Consider the following 20,814-nt stretch of genomic DNA (forward strand, 5'->3'; position numbering starts at 1 on the left):
GTTGTTCCCGCTCTTCTCTCGGGCCAACATTGACAGCATGCTGTCGATGTGACAGCCTTCTGTCATGGGAACCGAGACTGACACCACGACCGTCCATCTCGCCGTCTACGACACCCTCGCCGACTGGGAGACCGGCCACGCCACGGCCTGGCTCGCCCGCGCCGGCTACACGATCCGGACCGTCGGCCCGGTCGCCGGGGAGCCCGTCACGACCATCGCCGGCCTCCGGATCGTCCCCGACCTCGCCCTGGCCGACCTCGACCCCGGGGAGAGCGCCCTGCTGATCCTCCCGGGCGCCGAGAAGTACGACGAGGGCGACGAGCTCGCCCCCTTCGCGGCGAAGGCCCGCGCCTTCCTCGACGCCGGGGTCCCGGTCGCCGCGATCTGCGGCGCCACGGCCGGACTGGCCAGGGAGGGACTGCTCGACGACCGCCCCCACACGAGCGCGGTCTCGTTCTACCTCGCCGCCACGGGCTACCGGGGCGGCGAGCACTACGTCGACGCGGACGCCGTGCGGGACGGGGACCTCATCACGGCGGGCCCCACGGACCCGGTCGCCTTCGCCCGCGAGATCTTCGCCCGGCTCGGCGCCTACGAGGGCAAGCGGGACGCCTGGTACCGCCTCTTCCAGCACTCCGACCCGGCCGCCTACGCCGAGCTGAACGGCTGAGGCCCCGCATGAGCCGCGAGCAGCAGGACGCCCTCTCCCGCACGGCCCTGGGCGTCTTCCGCCTCAACGGCCAGTTCCTCGCCGTGTCCGAGCGGCTGGCCGAACCGGCGGGCCTCACCGCCGCCTGGTGGCAGGTCCTCGGGGCCGTGCTCCCCGAGCCCCTCCCCGTCGCCGGGATCGCGCGCGCCATGGGGATCACCCGGCAGAGCGTCCAGCGCGTCGCCGACCTGCTCGTACGGGAGGGGCTCGCCGCCTACGAGCCGAACCCGGCCCACCGGCGCGCCAAGCTGCTCGCCCCCACGGAGGCCGGACGGGCGGCCGTGCACCGCATCGACCCGGGCCACGCGGAGCTCGCCGCGCTGCTCGCCCGCGAACTGGGCGGCCAGGAGGCCTTCGACGAGACCGTACGCGTCCTGGAGCGGCTGTCGTCGGCCCTGGAGACGGTGAGCGCGAGCCATGAGGCGTTGCCCGCGGACCGGGCGTGAACCGGGAGCCCGGACCGGGACTGAACCGGGCGCCACATGGCCCCGCCCACGGACCGGCAGGCCCGTGCCTCCCACGCGGAACGGCCCCACGTGTGCCGTGGGGCCGTTCTCGTGGAGCGCGGTCCTCGTCGGGCGGGACCGGGAGCGTCAGCAGGACAGGTTGGACCCCGCCGGCACGCCCAGGATCTGGGTGAACTGCTGGTACTTGGTGACCCGGCTCTGGACCTGGGCCGGGTTCCGGCCGTTGCACTCCAGGCTGCCGTTGATCGCCCAGATGGTCTGGCCGAAGCCGGCGCCGTTGACCATGGCGTTGTGGGCGGTCATCGTGCCGGGGCCGTTCTGGGTGTTCCAGTACCAGAGGCCCGTCTGCATGGCGACGGCCGGATCCTGCTCGACCTTCCAGGGGTTGTTCAGGAGGTCGATGCCGAGGGCGTCACCGGCGGCCTTGTAGTTGAAGTTCCAGGAGAGCTGGATCGGGCCGCGCCCGTAGTACGCGGCCTGGCCGGCCGGGCAGCCGTAGGGCTGGCTCGTGTCGCAGTAGTGGGGGTAGTTGGCGGTGTTCTGCTCGACGACGTACACGAGCCCGCCCGTCTCGTGGGAGACGTTCGCGAGGAACGCGGCGGCCTCCTGCTTCTTCACCGTGTCGCTGCCGGTGTTGGCGAAGCCGGGGTACGACTTGAGCGCGGCGACGAGGCCGGCGTACGTGTAGAAGGAGTTCCGGCTCGGGAACATCTGGTTGAACTGGGCCTCGGAGACCACGAATCCGCCGCTCGACGGCGGGGTGGTGGGCGGCGTGGTGGGCGGGGTGGTGCCCCCGCCGCCGCAGACGCCCTGGTCGGCCCAGACGCCCCACTCGCCGGTCGAGCCGGGGGTCTCGTTCTGGGTCCACCACTTGGCCTGCCAGTTGTGGCCGTTGTACGAGGCCGCCATCCCGCCCGTGTAGACGGCGGAGGAGTTCCACGCGGCGGCGCAGGCGGCGGCCGCGCCGGCGGAGGCCGTGGGGAGGAGGAGGACGGCGAGTCCCACGGCCGTACAGAGTGCGGCCAAAGAGGTGAACAGCTTGCGCAGCATGCGAACTTCCTTCCGGGTGGGGCCGGGTGGAGCCGGATGGGGAATCCACAGCGAAGCGCGATTGGTCTGGACCTGTCAAGGTCCAGACCAGAAAGAAGGCACTCCGCGACCCGGAGTGCCTTTTTCCGGACGGCCCCGTCCGCTACGCGACCAGACGCACCGCCGTCTCCTTCGCCAGGGACTCGGCCGCGGCGAGCGCGTCGGTGCGGGAGGCCTCGAAGAGCGGGACCAGTTCGGCCATCGCGGGGACGTACGGAGCGAGCGTCAGCTCGGGGGCGATGAAGTCGACGTCCATGCCGAACATGTCACCGAGGGTCAGCCGCAGGTAGCTCTCGACGTAGTCGTTGCCGTACTGGGGCGTGCCCTCGCGGTAGGAGCCGCCACGGCTGGCGACGACCACGGCCCGCTTGCCGGCGAGCGAGGGGTTCTCGGTGATCGAGGTGCGGCCCACCAGGAAGACGTGGTCGATCCAGGACTTCAGGGTGGACGGGATCGTGTAGTTGTACATCGGCGCGCCCAGCAGGATGACGTCCGCCCGCTCGGCCTCCTCGATGAGCCGCCCCCGCAGCTCGAACGCGGCCCGCTGCTCGGGCGACCGGTCGCCGGGAGCCGTGGCGCCCGCGTAGTACGCCGCCGCCTCCAGATGGGGGACCGGGTCCGCGACGAGGTCGCGGTAGATCACCGTCCCCTCGGGGTGCTCCGCCTCCCAGGCCGTGCGGTAGGCGGCGGTGACGGCGCGCGAGTGGGAGTCGTCGCCGTTGAAGGACGTGTCGATGTGCAGCAGCGTGGCCATGGGGATCGTCTCCTGGGTCGCGGTTCCCGCCCGGCCGAACGTCTCGGCCGGACAGGAAGAAGCCTGCTACCTCAAGCGGACTTGAGGTCCAGCCCCTGTGACCCGGATCACGCTCCCCGTGCGTCACCCGCTCAGATCCTGAGAACGATCCGCGTGCGTCAACCGCTCAGACCCTGAGAGCGATCCCCGCGCCGCCACCCGCTCAGATCATCAGGACGATCCCCGCGCCGTCACGCACTCGGATCGTCCGGACGACCCCCGTACCGTCCCGCACTCAGATCATCAGGACGATCCGGCCCGGCCGGTGACCCGCCTCCGCCCTGCGGTGCGCCTCCGCGACCTCCTCCAGCGGCATCACATCGGCCACCCGGGTGACCAGCTCCCGGTCCGCCACCTTCCGCAGGTTCTCCGCCAGCCGGACCGCGTCCGGCACGGCCCGTACGGCCTCGACGCGGATGCCCCGCTCGACGGCCGGCACCCGGTCCGGCGCGATCGCCACGAACACCCCGCCGTCCTTGAGGACCGGCAGGAGGCCGTCGCCGATGATCCCGCCGTCGAAGACCGCGTCCACCCCCTCCGGTTCGGACGCCCGCACCTTCGCGACCACGTCCTCCGGAGTGCCCCGCGCGACGACGTGCTCCGCACCGAGCACCCTCAGCTCCGGCTCGTCACCCGCGTGGGCCACGGCCACGACACGCAGCCCGGCGGCCTGCGCGAGCTGGACCGCCACACGGCCCACCACCGCGCTCCCGCCGGTCACGAGCACCGTCGACCCCGCCGGGAGGTCGAGCCGGTCCAGGCCCTGCTGGGCGGTGGCCGAGGCCAGCGGGAGGGAGGCGGCCACCGTGAAGTCCACCTCTTCGGGGATCACGGCCAGCCACTCCGGGTCGGCCCAGATCGTCTCGGCGTACGTCCCGTCGCCCGTCAGCATCTCGAACCAGGGCACGAAACCGCCCACACGGGTGCCCACGGGCACGCCGGGCGCGGCGTCGAGCAGCTTCCCCGCGAAGTCCGTCCCCAGCACGAACGGGGGCTTGAGCGGGCCGACCACGTCGGCGTACAGGCCGGCGCGGATCCGCAGGTCCGCCTGGTTCACTCCGGCCGCCTTCAGGCGCACCCGCACCTTCCCCGGCTCGGCCCCTGCCTCCGGTTCCGGCCGACGGGCCATCCTGAGGACCTCGGGTCCGCCGTAGGCGGTCACTTCGACGACGCGCATGGGGTATCTCCTCAGACGGAAGGCCCCCTCGCCGCCATTACACCCACGCCCCGCAGCCCCCAGCAACCCCGGTCGGTCCACCTGAAGGAACGGAGAAGTCCAGGTGGCCTCCCGCTACGCCGCCCCCGCCCCCGTCCGGGCCTCCGTACCGTCCCGGCCATGGAGTGGATAACCGCAGAGAACGTCATCGCCGTGGGGACGGCCCTGGTCGGTGTCCTGGTGACGCTCGCCGTCGTCTGGATCGACCGGTTCTCGCCCCAGCGCAAGCGGCTCGGCTACCGCGTGCAGCTGAACACCCCGCTCCACCGGGAGGAGCGCCGCGACAGCGAGGTCACGACCGTGCGGGAGGGCCAGGTGGTGGGCATGGCACCCCCCGCCGACGGGTCCACGCTCGTCCTCCTCCGCATCGAGAACGACCGCGAGCTCGACATCAGCTCCGACGACTACGGCGCCGCCGCCGAGCCCCACGGCCTGCGGATCACCTTCGCCGACCGGACCGTCCAGGGCGTCGTCGCCTCCATCCCGGCCGCCTGGGACTCCGTCCGGGAGGACCTGGAGCGCTCCCCCACCCTCGGCCGGAGCGGCAGCGCGGTGCTCGTCCCCAAGGTCGCCCTCGAACGGGGCCAGTACTTCAAGCTGCTCGTCCAGCTCTCCGGCGGCGTCGCCGACCGCGACATCCGGATCGTCGGCAGCCTCCAGGGCGGCTCCATCCGGCGCAACAGGAGCATCACCCCCGACGAGAAGCCGCCCAGGTTCAGCCCCGCCTCCCGGACCGTCACCGTCGTCCTCACCGTCTGCGTGATGGCCCTCGCCGCGATCATCGTCCGCGAGCAGACCCCGCCGCCCATCGGCTGCGCCCGGGGCACCCTCACCGTCACCGGGTCCACCGCCTTCGCGCCCGCCCTGCGGGCGGCGGCACGGCAGTACGAGAAGGACTGCGAGGGCTCCACCGTGGCCGTCGACGTGCACGGCTCCACCGCCGGGATCCGGGAGCTCGCCGAGGCGGGGGCGAAGGCCGGGAAGGGGTCGCCGCCGGTCGTCGCCCTCTCCGACGGGCGCAAGCCGGGCGGCTACCCGGAGCTGCGGGAGCACAGGGTCGCGGTCTCCCTCTTCACCCTCGTCGTGAACGACGGGATCCCCGTCGACGACCTCACCCTGGAGCAGGTCCGGGCCGTCTACCGGGGCGAGATCCGGAACTGGAGCGAGGTGGGCGGTCCCGACCGTCCCGTCCTCCTCGTCAGCCGGGACGCCAACTCGGGCACCCGGGAGGTCTTCCAGCGCCGGGTCCTCGGGCACAACGAGCCCGCCAACTCCTCCCGGGACTGCGAGCACGCGGACGACCCGGCGGCGCGGGTGATCCGCTGCGAGCTCGACTCGACGGAACAGGTCCTGTCCGCCGTCGCCCGGCTCCCCGGGGCCCTCGGCTACGCCGAACTCCGCGCGAGCGACGGCCGCGAGGGTCTGCACCGGGTCTCCGTCGACGGCCGCCGGCCCGCCGTGGACGAGCTGGGCACCTCCCCCTACCCGTACCGGGAGATCGAGTACGCGTACACCTGGGGCGTGCCCCGGGCCGACTCCCTGACCGCCGACTTCCTCACCTACCTCCGGTCGGGGCGCGGCCAGGACGTCATCAGCGCCCACGGCCACCTGCCCTGCTCCACCCCGAAGGGGCTGAAGGTGTGCGGAGAGGACTGATCGCCGAACTCGCCGTCTGGCATGCTCTGGCGACGTGGAGTCATTGAACGCGGAAGATCCGGTCAGCGTCGGCCCGTTCCGTCTGATCGGCCGCCTCGGGGTCGGCGGGATGGGCCGGGTCTTCCTGGCGCGCTCGGCCGGCGGGCGGACCGTCGCGGTCAAGGTCGTGCACGCGGAGCTGGCCGCGCAGGACGAGTTCCGGCGCCGGTTCGCCCGCGAGGTCGCCGCGCTGGAGCGGGTCGGCGGCACCGGCACCGCGCCCGTCCTCGGCTCCGACACCACCGCCGGCTCGCCGTGGGTCGCCATCGGGTACGTCCCTGGCCCCTCGCTGCGGACCGTGGTCGGCGACGAGTTCGGGCCGTTGCCGCCCGCGACCGTACGGACCCTGGCCTCGGGACTCGCCCGCGCCCTCGACCACATCCACGCCGCCGGGCTCGTCCACCGCGACCTCAAGCCGTCCAACGTGCTGCTGACCGTCGACGGGCCCCGGATCATCGACTTCGGCATCGCCCGCGCCGTCGACCACGTCGCCGAGGGCGGCAACCTGACCACCACCGGGGCCGTCGTCGGCTCCCCCGGCTTCATGTCGCCCGAGCAGGTCCGGGGCGACCCGGTCTCGCCCGCCTCCGACGTCTTCTGCCTCGGGTCCGTGCTCGTGTACGCGGCGACCGGCCGCGCGCCCTTCGGCACGGCGGACAGCGGCGTCCACGCCACCCTGTACCGCATCGCCCACGACGAGCCCGACCTGACGGACCTCCCGCCCGAGCTCTCCGGGCTCATCCGGGCCTGCCTCGCGAAGGACCCGGAGGCCCGGCCCACGGCGGCCGAGATCGTCGAGACGCTCCCGGTCGCCGATCCCTGGCTCCCGGCGGACGTCCTGGCCCGGCTCGGACGGCACGCGGCCCGGCTCCTGGAGGCGGAGGGCAGCCCGGACCCGGGGGAGGGTGGCCGGGGCGGGGCGGGGACTAACGGGACCGCGGGGGCTTCCAGGGCTACGGGTGACTCTGGGACTGCGGGGGCTTCCGGGACTACGGGGACGGGGGGTGCTTCAGGGACCGCAGGGGCTGCCGGGACCGCAGGTGCCTCCGGGACCGCGGGTACGGGCCCCGGGGCCGCTCCCGTCGCGCCCCGGCGCCGGGGGCGTACCGCCCTGCTCGCCGCCGTCACGGCCCTCGTCGTCGCGGCGGCGGCCGGAGCCGCGTACACCTACTGGCCCCAGGACGGCGACACCGGCGGGGGCGGGAGGAACGGCTCCTCCGCCGGCCCCTCCGGCATCGTCCCGGCCGCCTTCCTCGGCGCCTGGGAGGGTGTCCTCAAGGGCTCGGCGAACGTCCCGTACGAGACCAGCCGGATCGAGATCACCCAGGGACCCGCCGGTGCCAGGGCCGCCGTCTACACCCACGTCACCGGCGAGCAGCTCTGCATGGGCCGGGCCACCCTGGTCTCCGCCACCGAGGGCGAGCTCGTCCTCGGCGAGGCGGAGATCACCGCGAGCGTGCCCGCCCGGCGCTGCACGCCGGCCGCCCGCCAGACCCTGCGGCTGCGCTCGGCCGATGTCGTCGAATGGGGCTCCGGCGTCGCCACGAGCACCTTCCGCCGGGTGAAGGCGGGCACGGACGTCGTGCCCGCCGCGTACGTCGGCACCTGGAAGCAGGCGCCGGACACGATGAACCAGCCCGACCCGGACCGCTGGTCCTACCGGGTGACCGTCAGCCAGGGCCCGGTCGGCGCACCGCTCGTCCGGTTCGAGCAGTCGTACCCGCGCATGGACGACCAGGGCAACGCGCTCGCCGAGGACATCGACTGCGCCACCACCGCCCTCGTCGGCGCGGCGGGCTCCCTGCTCGTCATCGGCCCCGAGACCCGCGACCCGGGCAGCTGGGACCCGGACTGCGTCGAGAACGGCTCCAGCAACCTGCGCATCGTCCCGTACCAGGGCAAGGACCGGCTCCAGGTCTACGGGATGTCGGCGGAGGGGGAGCCGGCCGAGTTCGTCCGGGACAAGCCGTAGCGGACACCGGGCTACCGCGCGAGGAGTTCGAGCGCGGTCCGCACGGACTCCAGCAGGGGCTGGCCGATGCCGCCGACGGTGGCGGCGACGGCCAGGAGGACCTGGAGCGCGCCGCGCCGCCGGTCCGGCACCGCGAGGTCGGTCGTCGCGCCGTCCACGGACTCCAGCGCCCCGGCCGGAAGGCTGCCGCGCAGCTCCTCGACCTGCTGGAGAACCGCCGCCAGGGCCCGTTCGAGGTCGGGCGAGCCGTGGTGGTGGACGATGCCCTGATTGCCCTGGCCGCCGTGCATGTTCACGACGTCGCCGTAGTAGTGGTCCCCGCTCACTTCGCCACCCCCGTGTTGCCGCTGCCGCCGTACATGTTCACCGAATCCCCGAAGTGGTAGTTGCCGTAGTTCGTGATCGCCAGCGCCGCCACGTGGGCGTGCAGCTCCGCGTCCGGCTTGTCGATCGCCTCGGCGATCGCGTGGACGAGGTCGTCCAGATGCTTGCGCTTTCCCGTCACCAGGGCCGTGGACCGGCCGTTCGTCTCGACGGCGAGGACGTCGTGGGAGCCGGCGAAGACCACCGAGGCCATGTCGGCGAAGTAGTAGATCAGCAGGAACACCACGAAGACCGTGGCGATCGAGAGGAACCCGTCGAGACCGCTGTCGGATCCGGACGAGTCCCACGAACTCGACGACGAGTCGGTGAAGTTGGCCAGGATCAGGAGGACGACGAGCGTGACTCCTCCCCGCTTCAGGAAGTGGGCGAGGGCCTCCCCGCGCCGGGGCCGCAGCACGAAGGTGTGGACACGGACGATGTTCTCCAGCGGATAGGCGCCGCCGTGCACCCACAGCAGCCGCTTGCTGATGACCAGTCCGTGCCGGATCGGCGTCCCGACCGGGGCGGCCGGGGCGTCGGCGGACCTCCCCGGCTCGTTCCACGGCCTCGGCGGCCGGGACGGCGGCCCGGGCGGTCTCGTCGGCTTCGGCGGCGGCGTTTCGTTCGTTCCCATGCATCCCCCCGAGTGGAACCGCTACGACGTGCCCCTCATTACGCACCCGAACCACCTTTCCCACAAGGGGAGTTCAGGTCTCTCTGTGGACGGCGTCGGCCGCCGCGCGCGCGTAGTCCCGGACCAGGGGGCGGTCGTCGGAGGCGCGCCAGGCGACGGCGAAGCGGCTCGGGGTGACGTCGCGGACGGGGCGGGTGACGACGCCGCCGCGGGTCAGCAGCGGCGCGTTCCCGGCGGCGACCAGACAGATCCCCAGGCCGCCGACCAGGGCCTCGTACGCCTCGTCCGCGCTGGCGATCTCGGCGCCGACGACCGGCGGGCGGCCGCCCCGGGCCTCCACGGCCAGCCAGTGGTCGCGGAGTTCGGGCCCGGTGCCGGGCAGGGCGAGGAACGGCTCGTCGAGGAGGTCCGCCATGGCAAGGGTGGCGCGGGCGGCCAGCGGATGGGCCTCGGGAAGGGCGGCGAGGCGCGGTTCGGCGGCGACGACGACCCAGCGGAAGCGGTCCGGACCGATCATCGGCAGCCACACGAACGCCACGTCGCTCGTGCCGTCCGCGAGCCCCGCCGTCGGGTCCTCCCAGCCCACCTGACGCAGCCTGAGCCGCGCCTCCGGGTGCGCCTCGGTGAACCGGGACCGGATCGCGGGCAGCAGCCCGCCGCGCCCCGGACTGGTGGTCATCCCGACGACGAGGGTCCGGTCTGCGGCCGTCCGGGCCCGCTCCACCGCCCCCCTGCCCTCCTCCCACGCGGCGAGCACCGCCCGCGCGTGCGGCAGCAGGGCCGTACCGACGGGGGTGAGGGCCACGCCCCGCCGGTCCCGGTCGAAGAGCGCCGCCCCGAGCTGCCGCTCCAGCGCCCGGATCTGCTTGCTGAGCGCGGGCTGCGAGACGTACAGCCGGGCGGCGGCCCGCGTGAAGTGGAGCTCCTCGGCGACCGCGAGGAAGTACCGCAGCTCCCGCCCGTGCACATCCATGCCCTCTGGCTATCACGGCGGATCTTGGACAGGCAACGGCCCGCCGTCCCAAGCTTGTCGGGACGGAGAGACCGATACGAGCAGGGGGAACACGCACATGAGCAAGGTCTGGCTGATCACCGGGGCCAACAGCGGGTTCGGGCGCGCCTTCGCCGAGGCCGCGATCGCCGCCGGCGACGTCGTCGTCGCCGCGGCCCGCCGCACCGAGACCCTGGACGACCTGGTCGCCGCCCACCCCGACCAGGTCGATCCGGTCGCCCTCGACGTCACCGACACGGCCGCGGTCGACCGGGTCGTCGCCGGCCTGGTCGAGCGGCACGGCCGCGTCGACGTCCTCGTCAACAACGCGGGCCGCACCCACGTCGGCTCGGTCGAGGAGACCGCCGACGCGGAGCTGCGCTCGCTCTTCGACGTGCACGTCTTCGGGCCCGCCGCCCTGACCCGCGCCGTCCTGCCCCACATGCGGGCCCGCCGCTCCGGCGCGATCGTGCAGCTCAGCAGTGTCGGCGGCCAGATGTCGATGGCCGGCTTCGGGGCCTACAGCGCGACCAAGTTCGCCCTGGAGGGCCTGTCCGAGGCGCTCGCCGCCGAGGTCGGACCGCTCGGCGTGAAGGTCCTCATCGTCGAGCCCGGCGCCTTCCGCACCGGCCTCTTCGGCAACCACAGCCTCAGCGGCGACGGCATCGCCGACTACGCCGACACCGTCGGCGCCACCCGCGGCTTCGTCGAGACCGGCGGCGGCACGCAGGCCGGCGACCCGGCGAAGGCCGCGGCGGCCGTCATCGCCGCGCTGGACGCCGACGAGACCCCGCTCCGCCTCGCCCTCGGCGACGACTCGATCGACACGATCCTGGGCCACCTGGACCAGGTCCGCTCGGACCTCACGACCTGGGAGAAGGTCGGCCGCGACACGAAGCTCGACGCCTGAGCCACGCCCGCCCTCCTGGGGGGGGTGAGGCACGACGAAGGGCCCGCACCCCGGTCCGGCCGGGGTGCGGGCCCTTCGTCACGCGCTCCTAGAGGAAGGAGTTGATCTCGATCGTCTCGGTGCGGCCGGGGCCGACGCCGATCGCGGAGATCGGGGCGCCGGACATCTCCTCCAGCGCCTTCACGTACGCCTGCGCGTTCTTCGGCAGGTCCGCGAAGGTCTTCGCCTTCGTGATGTCCTCGGACCAGCCCGGCAGCATCTCGTAGATCGGCTTCGCGTGGTGGAAGTCGGTCTGCGAGTAGGGCAGCTCCTCGACGCGCTTGCCGTCGATCTCGTACGCGACGCAGACCGGGATCTGCTCCCAGCCCGTGAGCACGTCGAGCTTGGTGAGGAAGAAGTCCGTCAGGCCGTTGACCCGGGTCGCGTAGCGCGCGATGACCGCGTCGAACCAGCCGCAGCGGCGGTCACGGCCGGTGGTCACACCGCGCTCGCCGCCGATGCGCCGCAGCGCCTCGCCGTCCGCGTCGAAGAGCTCCGTCGGGAACGGGCCGGCGCCGACACGGGTCGTGTACGCCTTCAGGATGCCGATCACGCGGGAGATCTTCGTCGGGCCCACGCCCGCACCCGTGCAGGCGCCGCCCGCGGTCGGGTTCGAGGAGGTGACGAAGGGGTACGTGCCGTGGTCGACGTCGAGCAGGGTGCCCTGGCCGCCCTCGAAGAGCACGACCTTGTCGTCGTCGAGCGCCTTGTTCAGGATCAGCGTGGTGTCCGCGACGAAGGGCTTGATCTGCTCCGCGTACTGGAGCATCTCCTCGACGATCTGCTCCGCCTCGATCGCGCGGCGGTTGTACAGCTTGGCGAGGAGCTGGTTCTTGCCCTCCAGCGCCGCCTCGACCTTCTGCGCGAGGATCGACTCGTCGTACAGGTCCTGGACCCGGATGCCGACGCGGTTGATCTTGTCGGCGTAGGTCGGACCGATGCCCCGACCCGTGGTGCCGATCTTGCGCTTGCCGAGGAACCGTTCCGTCACCTTGTCGAGGGTGACGTTGTACGGGGTGATCAGGTGGGCGTTGCCGCTGATCAGGAGCTTCGACGTGTCGACGCCGCGGTCGTTCAGCCCGCTCAGCTCGGAGAGCAGGACCGCCGGGTCGACGACGACACCGTTTCCGATCACCGGGGTGCACCCCGGGGAGAGGATTCCGGAAGGGAGGAGGTGGAGCGCGTACTTCTGGTCGCCTACGACGACCGTGTGGCCGGCATTGTTGCCGCCCTGGTAACGCACCACGTAGTCCACGGATCCACCGAGCAGGTCGGTGGCCTTTCCCTTGCCCTCGTCACCCCACTGAGCACCGAGCAGCACAAGTGCGGGCACAGGCGTACACCCCTTCCGGGTGGGGCATGTCCAAGGTCAGGGGGCATACGCCGCCTCACCGGTGTGCCCCGGAATAGACGAAGCCCCTGGCGCAATAGCGCAAGGGGCTCTTGCACAAAGATGCTACCCGAGGAAGGACCGAGGTGTCGGATCACGACCAGCTGCTGGTCATCGTCGACCCGGTCGCCCGCCGAAGTGACGGCGAGTCCGTACGGATCGCGAAGGATGTCCTGTCCGCGGGCGCCGAGGCGAAGATCTGCCTGCCGGACGGGCCGGAGGAATTCTCCCGGGCCCTGGCCCGGCGCGGCTCCCGGCGCCCCGTGGTGCTCGGCGACGACCGCGCGCTGCTCCGCACGGTGGCCCTGCTGCACCGCGAGCGGGAGCTCGCCGAGGGGGCCCTCTCACTCGTCCCGATCGGCGCCCCGGACGCCCTGGAAGTGGCCCACGCGCTCGGCGTGCCGCACTCCACACCGGCGGCGGCCCGGGTGGTCCTGCACGGAGCGGTGCGCCGCCTCGACCTGCTCGTCGACGACAGCGACGGCGTCGTCCTCGGCGACCTGTGGGTCCCCGGCACCCCCGCCGCCGTCCCCGCCGCGCCCACCGTCTGGGGCACCTGCCGTTCCCTCGTCCGCACCCTGGTCCGCCCGGCGCCCGCGCCCGCCGCGCGGCTGAGGGTGGAGGCGGACGGGGTGCTGCTCGCCGACGTCGACGCGCCGGTGGAGGGCCTGACGGTGCGGGCCGTGGGCGGCTCGGCCGAGGTCACCGTCCGCCCGGCCGCGGCTCCGGCCCGGCACGCGACCGCCCGGACGATCACGGTCTCGGGCCCGGACTTCCGCTACCGCGCGGACGGCCGGCTGACGGGACCGGTACGCCGCCGGACGTGGACGGTACGGGCGGGGGCGTGGGGGCTGACGCTGCCTCGGGACACGGCTTGACGGGGCGGGCGGTCGGGTGTGGGGGCTGACCCTCCCGAGGACGCAGCCTGACGGTACGGGCGGTCGGGCGTGGGGGCCTGACCCTCCCGAGGACGCAGCCTGACGGTACGGGCCGAACCGCTCCTCGCGGGCGCCCTCGGCCGGCTCCGCCGGGCCGCCGGGCACCTGGCGATCGCCTTCGGCGGCTCCGTGCTGATCCTGGCCCTGGCCGGACTCGGCCTGCAGCTGGCGGCCGTCCGGGCGCTCGCCGCCCTCTCGTACGGGCACGAGCCCGGCCCCGTGATGGGCGCCGCGCTCGTGCAGCTGCCGGCCGTCTGGGCGCTCGCGGGGCTCGCGGTGCTGCGACGACGGGCTGAGGCGTGCCGTCGCACTCCCGTCCGCCCCGGGACGCCCGGCACGCCCTGAGGCCGTCCTCCGCGGTCAGGACCTGGCCGGGGACTCCGGCATGAGCGTGCGGGCCAGCACCTCCAGCGCGTCGGTGACCTCGCGCAGGCGGTGCGGGTCGTCGGACCCCAGCGCCGCGGCGAGGGCGCCCTCGATCCGGGTGGCCCTGACCTCGGCCACACGGTCCGAGACCTCGGCGGCCGGGCGGACGAGGACGCGGCGGCGGTCGGCGGGGTCCGGCACGGCCCGCACCGATCCGGCCTCCTTCAGGCGGGCCACGGCGGTGGACACCTGGCTCTGCGGCAGGCCGGTCCGGGCGGCGATCTCGCCGACGGCGCTGTCGGGGTGCGCCGCGATGTCGCCGGCGACGATCAGCACCAGCCGTGCGCTGCCGGCGTAGCGGCCCTCGCCGCCGGGGGGCTCGGGCAGCGACTCCTCGCCGATCTTCATCAGGACACGGCCCAGCAGGAACAGTTCGGCTCCATTCACCCCGTCAACATACATCCATTTCGATTCATCCATCTTGATGCATCAGGATTGATGTATCGAATTGGATAGAATATTGTCGAGGAAGACGGCGGACGCGAGGCCCGCCGCGCACCGAGGGGGAGCAGCATGACCGGGACCGCCACCGCGACCGCCAGGACCGCGACCGCAACGACCACCGCTACCGCCAGGGCGACCACGACCGCGACCACCGGCACGCTCGACGTGCCCGGCGCGGTCCTGCACTACCAGGTCCGGGGCGCGGGATCGACGCTTCTGATCTCGCAGAGCGGGGAGGGCGACGCCGACCGCAGCACCGACCTCGTCGACCGGCTCGCCGACTCCTACCGCGTGATCACCTACGACCGCCGCGGCCTCTCCCGCAGCCGGCTCGACGACCCGGAGCGGGGGGCGACGCTGGTCGAGCACGCGGACGACGTCCACCGCCTCCTCGGCGCCCTCACCGACGCGCCCGTCCTGATGCTCGGATGCAGCCTGGGGGCCGTCATCGGGCTGCACGCGGCGGTGCGCCACCCCGGCCTCCTCCGCACGCTCGTCGCCCACGAGCCGGTCGCCCCGCGCCTGCTGCCCGGGGCGGAGCGCGCCCGCCACGAGCGGGAGCTCACCGCACTCCAGGAGCTCTACGCCCGAGGGGGTCTCGGCGCCGCGCTGCCGGAGATCGCCCGGACCCTGGGCATAGACCCCGCCCGCGCCGACGCCGAGCCGGGCCTGACGCCCCAGCCGATGAACGCCCGGCGCATCGCCAACTTCGACCACTTCATCCGTCACGACTTCGGCGCGATCGTCCACGACACCCTCGACCCCGCCGCGCTGGCGGGCACCGGCACGCACATCGTCCCGGCGGCCGGACGCACCACGCCCCGCACCGTCTTCGACCACGCCTGCGCGACCGCGCTCGCCGGGCTCGTCGGCCATGAGCCGGCCGAGTTCCCCGGCGGCCACAACGGCAACACCAGCCACCCGGAGGCCTACGCGGCGCGTCTGCGCCAGGTCCTGGCGGAGACGTGCTGAGCCGGGGGGCGGGGTCACAGCTCCACGAGCAGCTCCTCGAAGCCCCGGATGACGTAGCCCGGCTTCCACGTCGGTTCCGCCGCGAGCCGCAGGCCCGGGGCCTGCCGCAGCAGCTCGCCGAAGACGGCGGTCAGTTCGAGGCGGGCGAGCGGGGCGCCGAGACAGTAGTGGATGCCGGCGCCGAAGGTGACGTGCGGGTTGTCGGCCCGTTCGAGGTCGAGGACGTCGGCGGTGGGACCGAAGCGGGCGGGGTCGCGGTTGGCCGAGCCGAAGAGCAGGGCGACCTCGGATCCGCGCGGGATGGTCACGTCGCCGAGCTGGATGTCGTCGAGGACCCAGCGCTCGAACATCTGGAGCGGGGTGTCGTGGCGCAGGAGTTCTTCCACAGCTGTGGACAACTTTTCGGGATCCGGACGGACGCCCTGCCGGAGGAGCGTCCACGAGCCGTTGACCGTGGTGTTCACGGTGGCCTCGTGGCCCGCGTTGAGGAGCAGGACGCAGGTGGAGATCATCTCCTGCTCCGTCAGCTCCTCCACCGCGATCAGCGAGGAGATCAGGTCCTCCCCCGGGCTCTTGCGCCGTCGCGCGATCAGCTCCCGCAGGTACGCGGAGAACGCGACCGAGGCCTCGACCGCCCGCCGGGCGGTCTCCTCCGAGGGGTTCAGCTCGAACATCCCGCAGATCGCCGCCGACCAGGGCCGCAGCAGCCGCCGTTCCTCGTCCTCCTCGGGGACGCCCAGCATCTCGGCGATGACCGCGACGGGCAGGGGCTCGGCGACGGCGGACAGCAGATCGCCGCCGCCCGCCGCCACCAGGTCGCCGACGAGACCGGCGGCGAGCCGCCGCACCGTCGGGGCCAGGTTCTCCACGGTCCTCGGTGTGAAGGCCTTGGAGACGAGCCGCCGGATCCGGGTGTGGTCGGGCGCCTCCAGATCGAGCAGCCCGTGGTCGTTGAGCGTGTGGAACGGTTCGTGGGCGGCGTCCGGAGGCGTGCGCCCGAACTCCTCGTGCGTGAAGCGATGGGTGTACGTCCGGCCCAGGCGCCGGTCCCGCAGCAGCGCCGACACGTCCTCGTGGTGCGGGATCAGCCACTGGCGGGTGGGGCCGTGCCAGTGGGCGCGGCCGGCGGCGCGCAGCCGGGCGTAGGCGGGATAGGGATCGGCGACGAACTCCGCCGACCAGGGGTCGTACACAGCGTCCTCAGCGTCCATGCCCGGACGCTACCCCCGCCACCCCACCCCGGCGCCCGCCGCACACCGCTTCCTGCCCGCCCCCGACGCGCACCCGTCGCGACACACACCCGTCGCGGCCCGCCCCCGGAACGCACGCGCCCCGCCCCGACCGGTCAGCCGCCGACGCGGACCAGGCCCGCCTCGTACGCGAAGACGGCCGCCTGGGTGCGGTCGCGGAGGCCGAGCTTCACCAGGATCCGGCTGACGTGCGTCTTGATCGTGGACTCGGCGACGACGAGATGGTCGGCGATCTCGGCGTTCGACAGGCCCTGGGCGATGAGGACCAGGACCTCCGTCTCCCGCTCCGTCAGCTCGCCGATCTGGGCCATCGCGGGCGGGCGCGGAGACGTACCCGGCGCCTTCGCGAACTCGGTGATCAGCCGGCGGGTGACGGTCGGCGCCAGCAGCGCCTCGCCGGCCGCGACGACCCGGACGCCCTCCGCGAGCTGCCGGGCCGAGGCGTCCTTGAGCAGGAAGCCGGACGCTCCGGCGCGCAGCGCCTGGTACACGTACTCGTCGAGGTCGAAGGTCGTCAGGACCAGCACCTTCGCGTCCGCGTCGGCGGCGACGATCTCCCGGGTGGCGTCGATGCCGTTCAGCTCGGGCATCCGGATGTCCATGAGGACCACGTCGGGGCGGAGGGCGGCGACCTGCGCGATCGCCTCCCGGCCGTTGACCGCCTCGCCGACGACCTCGATGTCCGGCATCGCGCCGAGCAGCACCGAGAAGCCCTCACGGACCATCATCTGGTCGTCGACGATCAGTACGCGGATCACTGCTCGGCCTCCTCACGGCTCACGGGGACGAAGGCCGCCACCTCGTAGCCACCGTCCTCGGTCGCCTCGGCCGTCATCTCCCCGCCCAGCATCGTCACACGTTCCCGCATGCCGGTGATGCCGTGCCCGGCCCCCGGGGAGGGCTTCACGAGCCCGCGCGCCGGACCGTTGGCGATGCGCAGTCCCAGGCCGCCCAGGACATAGCTGACCTCGACCTTCGCCGCCGCTCCGGGTGCGTGCCGGAGCACGTTCGACAGGGCCTCCTGGACGATCCGGTAGGCGGAGAGCTCCACGCCCTGCGGCAGCTCGCGCACCGCGCCGGTCACCGTCTTCTCCACGTCGAGCCCGGCCTCGCGGACGTTGGCGACGAGCGCGTCCAGGTCGCCGAGGGTGGGCTGCGGGGCGTCGGGGGCCTCGTAGTCCTCGGCCCGTACGACCCCGAGGATCCGGCGCAGCTCGGTCAGCGCGGCGACGGCGTTCTCGCGGATCGTGAGGAAGGCCTGCTCCAGCTCCGGCGGCGGGTTCTCCACCCGGTACGGCGCGGCCTCGGCCTGGATGGCGACGACGGACATGTGGTGGGCGACGACGTCGTGCAGTTCCCGCGCGATGGTCGTCCGCTCCTCCAGGAGGGTCCGCCTGGACCGCTCCTGGGCGGTGACGGTCTGCTCGGCGGAGACCGCGCGATCGGCCTGGCGGCGGACCTGGAAGACGGTGACGGTGAGGAGGACCAGAGCCGCGACGAACAGCAGCGGGACGGAGTCGGAGCCGCGCCCGACGCCGAGGAACACCTCGGAGAAGAGGCAGTAGCCGGCGGTCACCAGCCACATCCAGGCGGCGGTGCGGGGCCGGGTGCGGGCGGCGACGACGGCGAGGACCACCAGGTGGGCGGCGAGCGAGTTCGCCGCCCAGGGCCAGCCGATCTCGTAGCCGGAGATGTACCCGACGAAGGGGGCCGACGCGAGCGAGGCCCAGAAGGCGAGCACCGGGCGGACCAGCGTGAGCAGGACGACCGCGGCCGGGACGGCGGTGGTCACGAGCGCCAGCAGACCGAAGGAGTAGTAGATGCGTTCGTACCCCAGGGCGAAGACGATCACGGCGCAGAAGGCGACGACCGCGTGCGGGAACAGTCCCGCGTAGATCCGTATGCGCTGCGGCAGGAAGCGCGTCGGGCCGGTGTTCACGTCCATGCGGGACAGCGGCCGGAAGGCGAAGGCGTCGTGGAAGAGGTCCGCGCGCAGTCCACCGAGGGCGTCCTGCGCCAGGCGGAACTCGGGGCTGCGGCTCGTCTCGGTGGTCTGTGTCTGAGTCACACCGAAAACGGTACGGGGGGGTGGGGGACCCGGTCGTCCCGCTGGATGCGGATCCTTCCGGGTCCCCCTTGAGGACTAGGGGGAGCCTTGTCGATCGGGCCGGGCTCGCGACGCCCGATCGACAAGACTCCCCCCGGAGCCCCCGGAGCCCCTAGAGCACGCTGGTGAACTTCGCGCCTTCGCCCGCGTACAGCGAGGTCGTCCGGCGGACGAAGGAGGCGGTGACGGAGCCCGTGGAGCGGTAGACGGAGGTGCCGCCCGCGCCGTAGGCGATCAGGTCCGGGCGCCCGTCGTTGTCGAAGTCGCCGGCGCCGACGAGCTGGGAGAAGACGCCCCAGCCGCCACCGATCCGGACGCGCGGGTCGAAGCCGCCGCGGCCGTTGCCCGGGTGGAGCCAGAGGACACCGGTGGTGTCGCGGGCCACCAGGTCGCCGGCGGCCGTGCCGGCGATGTTCCCGACGGCGGTGATCTGGTTGTAGACCTGCCAGCCGCCGCCGACCCGGACGCGGGCCGCGTACGGCTTCGCGTAGTCGCCCGTGCCCTTGTAGAACCACAGGACGCCGGCGCCGTCCGTACCCACCAGGTCCGCGCGGCCGTCGCCGTCGAGGTCCGAGCCTCCGGTGATCTTGTTGTAGATCTGCCAGCCCGTGCCGACCTGCCGGCGGGCGGCGAACGTGCCGTCGCCCTTGCCGAGGTAGGACCACTGAAGGCCGGCGCCGTCGACCGCGATCAGGTCGCCGGTGGCGGCGCCGCCGAGGTCGCCGACGGACTCGATCTGCTGGTAGGTGTTCCAGCCGGATCCGATCCTGGTCCGCTGGGCGCTCGTGAACGTGCCGTCGACCGGGCGGTCCCGCAGGTCGTCGCGCCACAGCACGCCGGAGGCGTCCCGGGCGAGGACGTCGGTGGAGCCGTTGTCGTTGTAGTCGTGCGGGTTGGCCGTACGGACGACGTTCATGAACCAGCCCTGGTAGGCGGGCTCGCCCGTGCCGTCGGCGAGCGTCGCCTCGGCCTCCACGCCGTACTTGCCGTTCGGCGCGTCCACCCCTCCGATGACGCCGTCCCAGTCGAGGAGGAACTCGGTGCCGGACGCGGGGGCGGTCAGACGCTTCGTGAACTCCTTGCCGGTGGCGATGTGCGTGAGCGTGACGTCCAGGTAGGCATCGGCGCGCGACAGCGTCCACCCGAGGACGACCTTGCCGTCGTTCTTGTCCAGCTCCGCCCGGTCGGGGACGTCGACCTCACGGATCTCCAGCGGCGGCGCGACGACCGGCGGCGTGCCCGTCTCGGCGGTCCTGGTGACGGTCGGGGCGCCGTCGGCGCCCGCCACCACGCGGAACAGGCCGCTGCCGTCGGCCGCCCGGGTGCCCTGGAGCACCGCGCTGCCGTCGGACGAGGAGACGACGCCCGAGGCCGTGACGCCGAGGTCGACGATCTCGCCGCTGGTCAGGGAGACGGCCTGGGCGGGCTTCTCGGGGTTGCCGTGGACGAGCCAGCCGCCGACGAGCGCCTGGTACCACTCGTCGAGGTGGGGGCCGAGGGAGGTCCTCTTCTCCGTGCCCGTCGCGCGGTCGACGGAGGTGACGTAGTCGCCGACTCCGGACTCGTAGCCGAACCAGGTCACGTGGGAGGCGGAGAGACCGAGGCCGCCGTAGCCGAAGCCGGACTGGGGGGAGGCGTACGTCGCCGTCACCTGCCCGGCCGCCACGTCCACCACGGCACGGCCGCCGGTCCGGTTCCCCTCAGGGCCCGTCTCGTACCCGACGAGGACGGAGCCGTCGTCGACGGCGGAGCCGAAGTAGTCGGTGGCGTCCGCGGGCAGCCCCGTCACCTTGCGGCTCGTCGTCGAGGCGCCGTCCTTGGTCACGACGTGCAGTTCCGCCTGGCCGACCGCGTTCGTCACCTGGGCGAGCACGCTCGTCGGGCTCAACACGGCGACGTAGGTGGCGTGCAGCGCGCCGAGGTCGAGGGCCACGGCCGGGGCGCCGGGGGCGGCCATGTTCCGCAGGGTGATCGAGCGGAACTCGGCGGACCAGGAGGCGTCGCCGAGGACGACCACGTCACCGGCTCCGGTGGCCCAGCCCTCGGGGGCGCCGAGGGGGACCGCGCCGCCGTCGTACGGCGTCCACAGCAGCTCCCGGCTGCTGTCGGAGGCGAAGGAGAAGCTGAGGAAACCGGTGGTGCCGGCCCCTCCGAGCTGGGAGCCCTCGGGGAAGACGGCGAGGCCGTCCGCCCGTTCGGCCGGGGCCGCGGGCGCCGCGAAGGCGGCAGGCGCCGTGGCCAGGGTGCCCGCGCCCACGGCGGTGACGGCGAGGACGGCCGTGACGGCCAGGGCGAGACGGGTGCCGGTGGAACGGAGCTGCAAGGTGAAACCCCCACGAGAAGGACCGGGCGCGGCAGTCGCGCCGCCCGATGAGACCTCCGAGCCCTTCGCATGGTTGTACGGATCGT

The 20,814-nt window shown here is 73.3% G+C and carries 19 protein-coding genes and 1 pseudogene; 8 read left to right on the forward strand and 12 right to left on the reverse strand.

What is annotated here, in order from left to right; translation table 11 throughout:
- Nucleotides 1-64: 64 nt before the first annotated feature.
- Nucleotides 65-670, forward strand: coding sequence for a DJ-1/PfpI family protein (locus tag ACFYXU_RS29295; protein ID WP_376508200.1), 606 nt, complete (start codon nt 65-67; stop codon nt 668-670).
- Between the two features lie 8 nt (nt 671-678).
- The gene (locus ACFYXU_RS29300; protein WP_389460768.1) at nt 679-1,155 is read left to right on the forward strand and encodes a MarR family winged helix-turn-helix transcriptional regulator; all 477 of its coding nucleotides are present in this window, start codon (nt 679-681) and stop codon (nt 1,153-1,155) included.
- Between the two features lie 147 nt (nt 1,156-1,302).
- Here the strand turns inward: ACFYXU_RS29300 and ACFYXU_RS29305 are convergent, their stop codons facing one another.
- From ACFYXU_RS29305 to ACFYXU_RS29315, 3 genes are all read right to left on the reverse strand, one after another.
- Nucleotides 1,303-2,226 carry a glycoside hydrolase family 19 protein gene (locus tag ACFYXU_RS29305; protein WP_361395337.1) on the reverse strand — a complete coding sequence of 308 codons (924 nt, stop codon included), beginning with the start codon at nt 2,224-2,226 and terminating at the stop codon, nt 1,303-1,305.
- Between the two features lie 142 nt (nt 2,227-2,368).
- A complete protein-coding gene (locus tag ACFYXU_RS29310; RefSeq protein ID WP_376508202.1) occupies nt 2,369-3,019 on the reverse strand; it encodes an FMN-dependent NADH-azoreductase in 651 nt (216 codons plus the stop codon).
- Nucleotides 3,020-3,293: 274 nt separating this feature from the next.
- Nucleotides 3,294-4,235: an NADP-dependent oxidoreductase gene (locus tag ACFYXU_RS29315; RefSeq protein WP_389460770.1), complete on the reverse strand. Its 942-nt coding sequence runs from the start codon at nt 4,233-4,235 to the stop codon at nt 3,294-3,296.
- Nucleotides 4,236-4,394: 159 nt separating this feature from the next.
- Between ACFYXU_RS29315 and ACFYXU_RS29320 the strand changes: the two genes are divergently transcribed.
- On the forward strand, nt 4,395-5,930 hold the full coding sequence (locus tag ACFYXU_RS29320) for a substrate-binding domain-containing protein (protein ID WP_389460772.1): 1,536 nt from the start codon (nt 4,395-4,397) through the stop codon (nt 5,928-5,930).
- Nucleotides 5,931-5,964: 34 nt separating this feature from the next.
- Nucleotides 5,965-7,941, forward strand: coding sequence for a serine/threonine-protein kinase (locus ACFYXU_RS29325; protein ID WP_389460774.1), 1,977 nt, complete (start codon nt 5,965-5,967; stop codon nt 7,939-7,941).
- A gap of 11 nt (nt 7,942-7,952) precedes the next feature.
- Here the strand turns inward: ACFYXU_RS29325 and ACFYXU_RS29330 are convergent, their stop codons facing one another.
- The 3 genes from ACFYXU_RS29330 to ACFYXU_RS29340 all read right to left on the reverse strand — a co-directional run bounded on the left by ACFYXU_RS29330 (nt 7,953) and on the right by ACFYXU_RS29340 (nt 9,911).
- Nucleotides 7,953-8,267, reverse strand: coding sequence for a hypothetical protein (locus ACFYXU_RS29330; RefSeq protein ID WP_376508206.1), 315 nt, complete (start codon nt 8,265-8,267; stop codon nt 7,953-7,955).
- Nucleotides 8,264-8,938 (reverse strand): DUF6232 family protein, encoded by a 675-nt coding sequence (locus ACFYXU_RS29335; protein WP_389460776.1) that lies wholly within the window; start codon nt 8,936-8,938, stop codon nt 8,264-8,266. Before ACFYXU_RS29335 ends, ACFYXU_RS29330 begins: the two co-directional genes overlap by 4 nt.
- A 73-nt stretch (nt 8,939-9,011) precedes the next feature.
- Entirely contained in the window at nt 9,012-9,911 is a 900-nt protein-coding gene (locus ACFYXU_RS29340) for a LysR family transcriptional regulator (RefSeq protein WP_389460778.1), read from the reverse strand.
- Nucleotides 9,912-10,008: 97 nt separating this feature from the next.
- On the opposite strand from ACFYXU_RS29340, the gene ACFYXU_RS29345 reads away from it, so the two are divergent.
- Nucleotides 10,009-10,839: an oxidoreductase gene (locus tag ACFYXU_RS29345; protein ID WP_376508209.1), complete on the forward strand. Its 831-nt coding sequence runs from the start codon at nt 10,009-10,011 to the stop codon at nt 10,837-10,839.
- Between the two features lie 88 nt (nt 10,840-10,927).
- Here ACFYXU_RS29345 and ACFYXU_RS29350 read toward each other — a convergent pair whose 3' ends face one another.
- Complete coding sequence (locus ACFYXU_RS29350) at nt 10,928-12,211, reverse strand: adenylosuccinate synthase (RefSeq protein ID WP_329854842.1); 1,284 nt, start codon at nt 12,209-12,211, stop codon at nt 10,928-10,930.
- A 143-nt stretch (nt 12,212-12,354) separates the two neighbouring features.
- On the opposite strand from ACFYXU_RS29350, the gene ACFYXU_RS29355 reads away from it, so the two are divergent.
- Together ACFYXU_RS29355 and ACFYXU_RS29360 are read left to right on the forward strand one after the other, a co-directional pair.
- The gene (locus tag ACFYXU_RS29355) at nt 12,355-13,146 is read left to right on the forward strand and encodes a diacylglycerol kinase (RefSeq protein ID WP_376508210.1); all 792 of its coding nucleotides are present in this window, start codon (nt 12,355-12,357) and stop codon (nt 13,144-13,146) included.
- A gap of 90 nt (nt 13,147-13,236) precedes the next feature.
- A pseudogene (locus ACFYXU_RS29360) lies at nt 13,237-13,488 on the forward strand (hypothetical protein); the annotation flags it as partial.
- A gap of 78 nt (nt 13,489-13,566) precedes the next feature.
- On the opposite strand, the gene ACFYXU_RS29365 reads toward ACFYXU_RS29360, so the two are convergent.
- Complete coding sequence (locus tag ACFYXU_RS29365) at nt 13,567-14,019, reverse strand: MarR family transcriptional regulator (protein WP_376508211.1); 453 nt, start codon at nt 14,017-14,019, stop codon at nt 13,567-13,569.
- Nucleotides 14,020-14,145: 126 nt separating this feature from the next.
- Here ACFYXU_RS29365 and ACFYXU_RS29370 point away from each other — a divergent pair, with 126 nt between their 5' ends.
- Nucleotides 14,146-15,048: an alpha/beta fold hydrolase gene (locus ACFYXU_RS29370; protein ID WP_389460780.1), complete on the forward strand. Its 903-nt coding sequence runs from the start codon at nt 14,146-14,148 to the stop codon at nt 15,046-15,048.
- A 14-nt stretch (nt 15,049-15,062) separates the two neighbouring features.
- Here ACFYXU_RS29370 and ACFYXU_RS29375 read toward each other — a convergent pair whose 3' ends face one another.
- From ACFYXU_RS29375 to ACFYXU_RS29390, 4 genes are all read right to left on the reverse strand, one after another.
- Nucleotides 15,063-16,259, reverse strand: coding sequence for a cytochrome P450 (locus tag ACFYXU_RS29375; RefSeq protein ID WP_384561513.1), 1,197 nt, complete (start codon nt 16,257-16,259; stop codon nt 15,063-15,065).
- A 134-nt stretch (nt 16,260-16,393) separates the two neighbouring features.
- Entirely contained in the window at nt 16,394-17,056 is a 663-nt protein-coding gene (locus tag ACFYXU_RS29380; RefSeq protein ID WP_329854850.1) for a response regulator transcription factor, read from the reverse strand.
- Nucleotides 17,053-18,366, reverse strand: a complete 1,314-nt coding sequence (locus tag ACFYXU_RS29385; RefSeq protein ID WP_376508214.1) for a sensor histidine kinase — start codon at nt 18,364-18,366, stop codon at nt 17,053-17,055. Before ACFYXU_RS29385 ends, ACFYXU_RS29380 begins: the two co-directional genes overlap by 4 nt.
- Nucleotides 18,367-18,517: 151 nt before the next feature.
- Complete coding sequence (locus tag ACFYXU_RS29390; RefSeq protein WP_389460782.1) at nt 18,518-20,728, reverse strand: FG-GAP repeat domain-containing protein; 2,211 nt, start codon at nt 20,726-20,728, stop codon at nt 18,518-18,520.
- Nucleotides 20,729-20,814 lie beyond the last annotated feature (86 nt).

The organism is Streptomyces sp. NPDC002232, assembly GCF_042890295.1.
GTDB lineage: Bacteria > Actinomycetota > Actinomycetes > Streptomycetales > Streptomycetaceae > Streptomyces.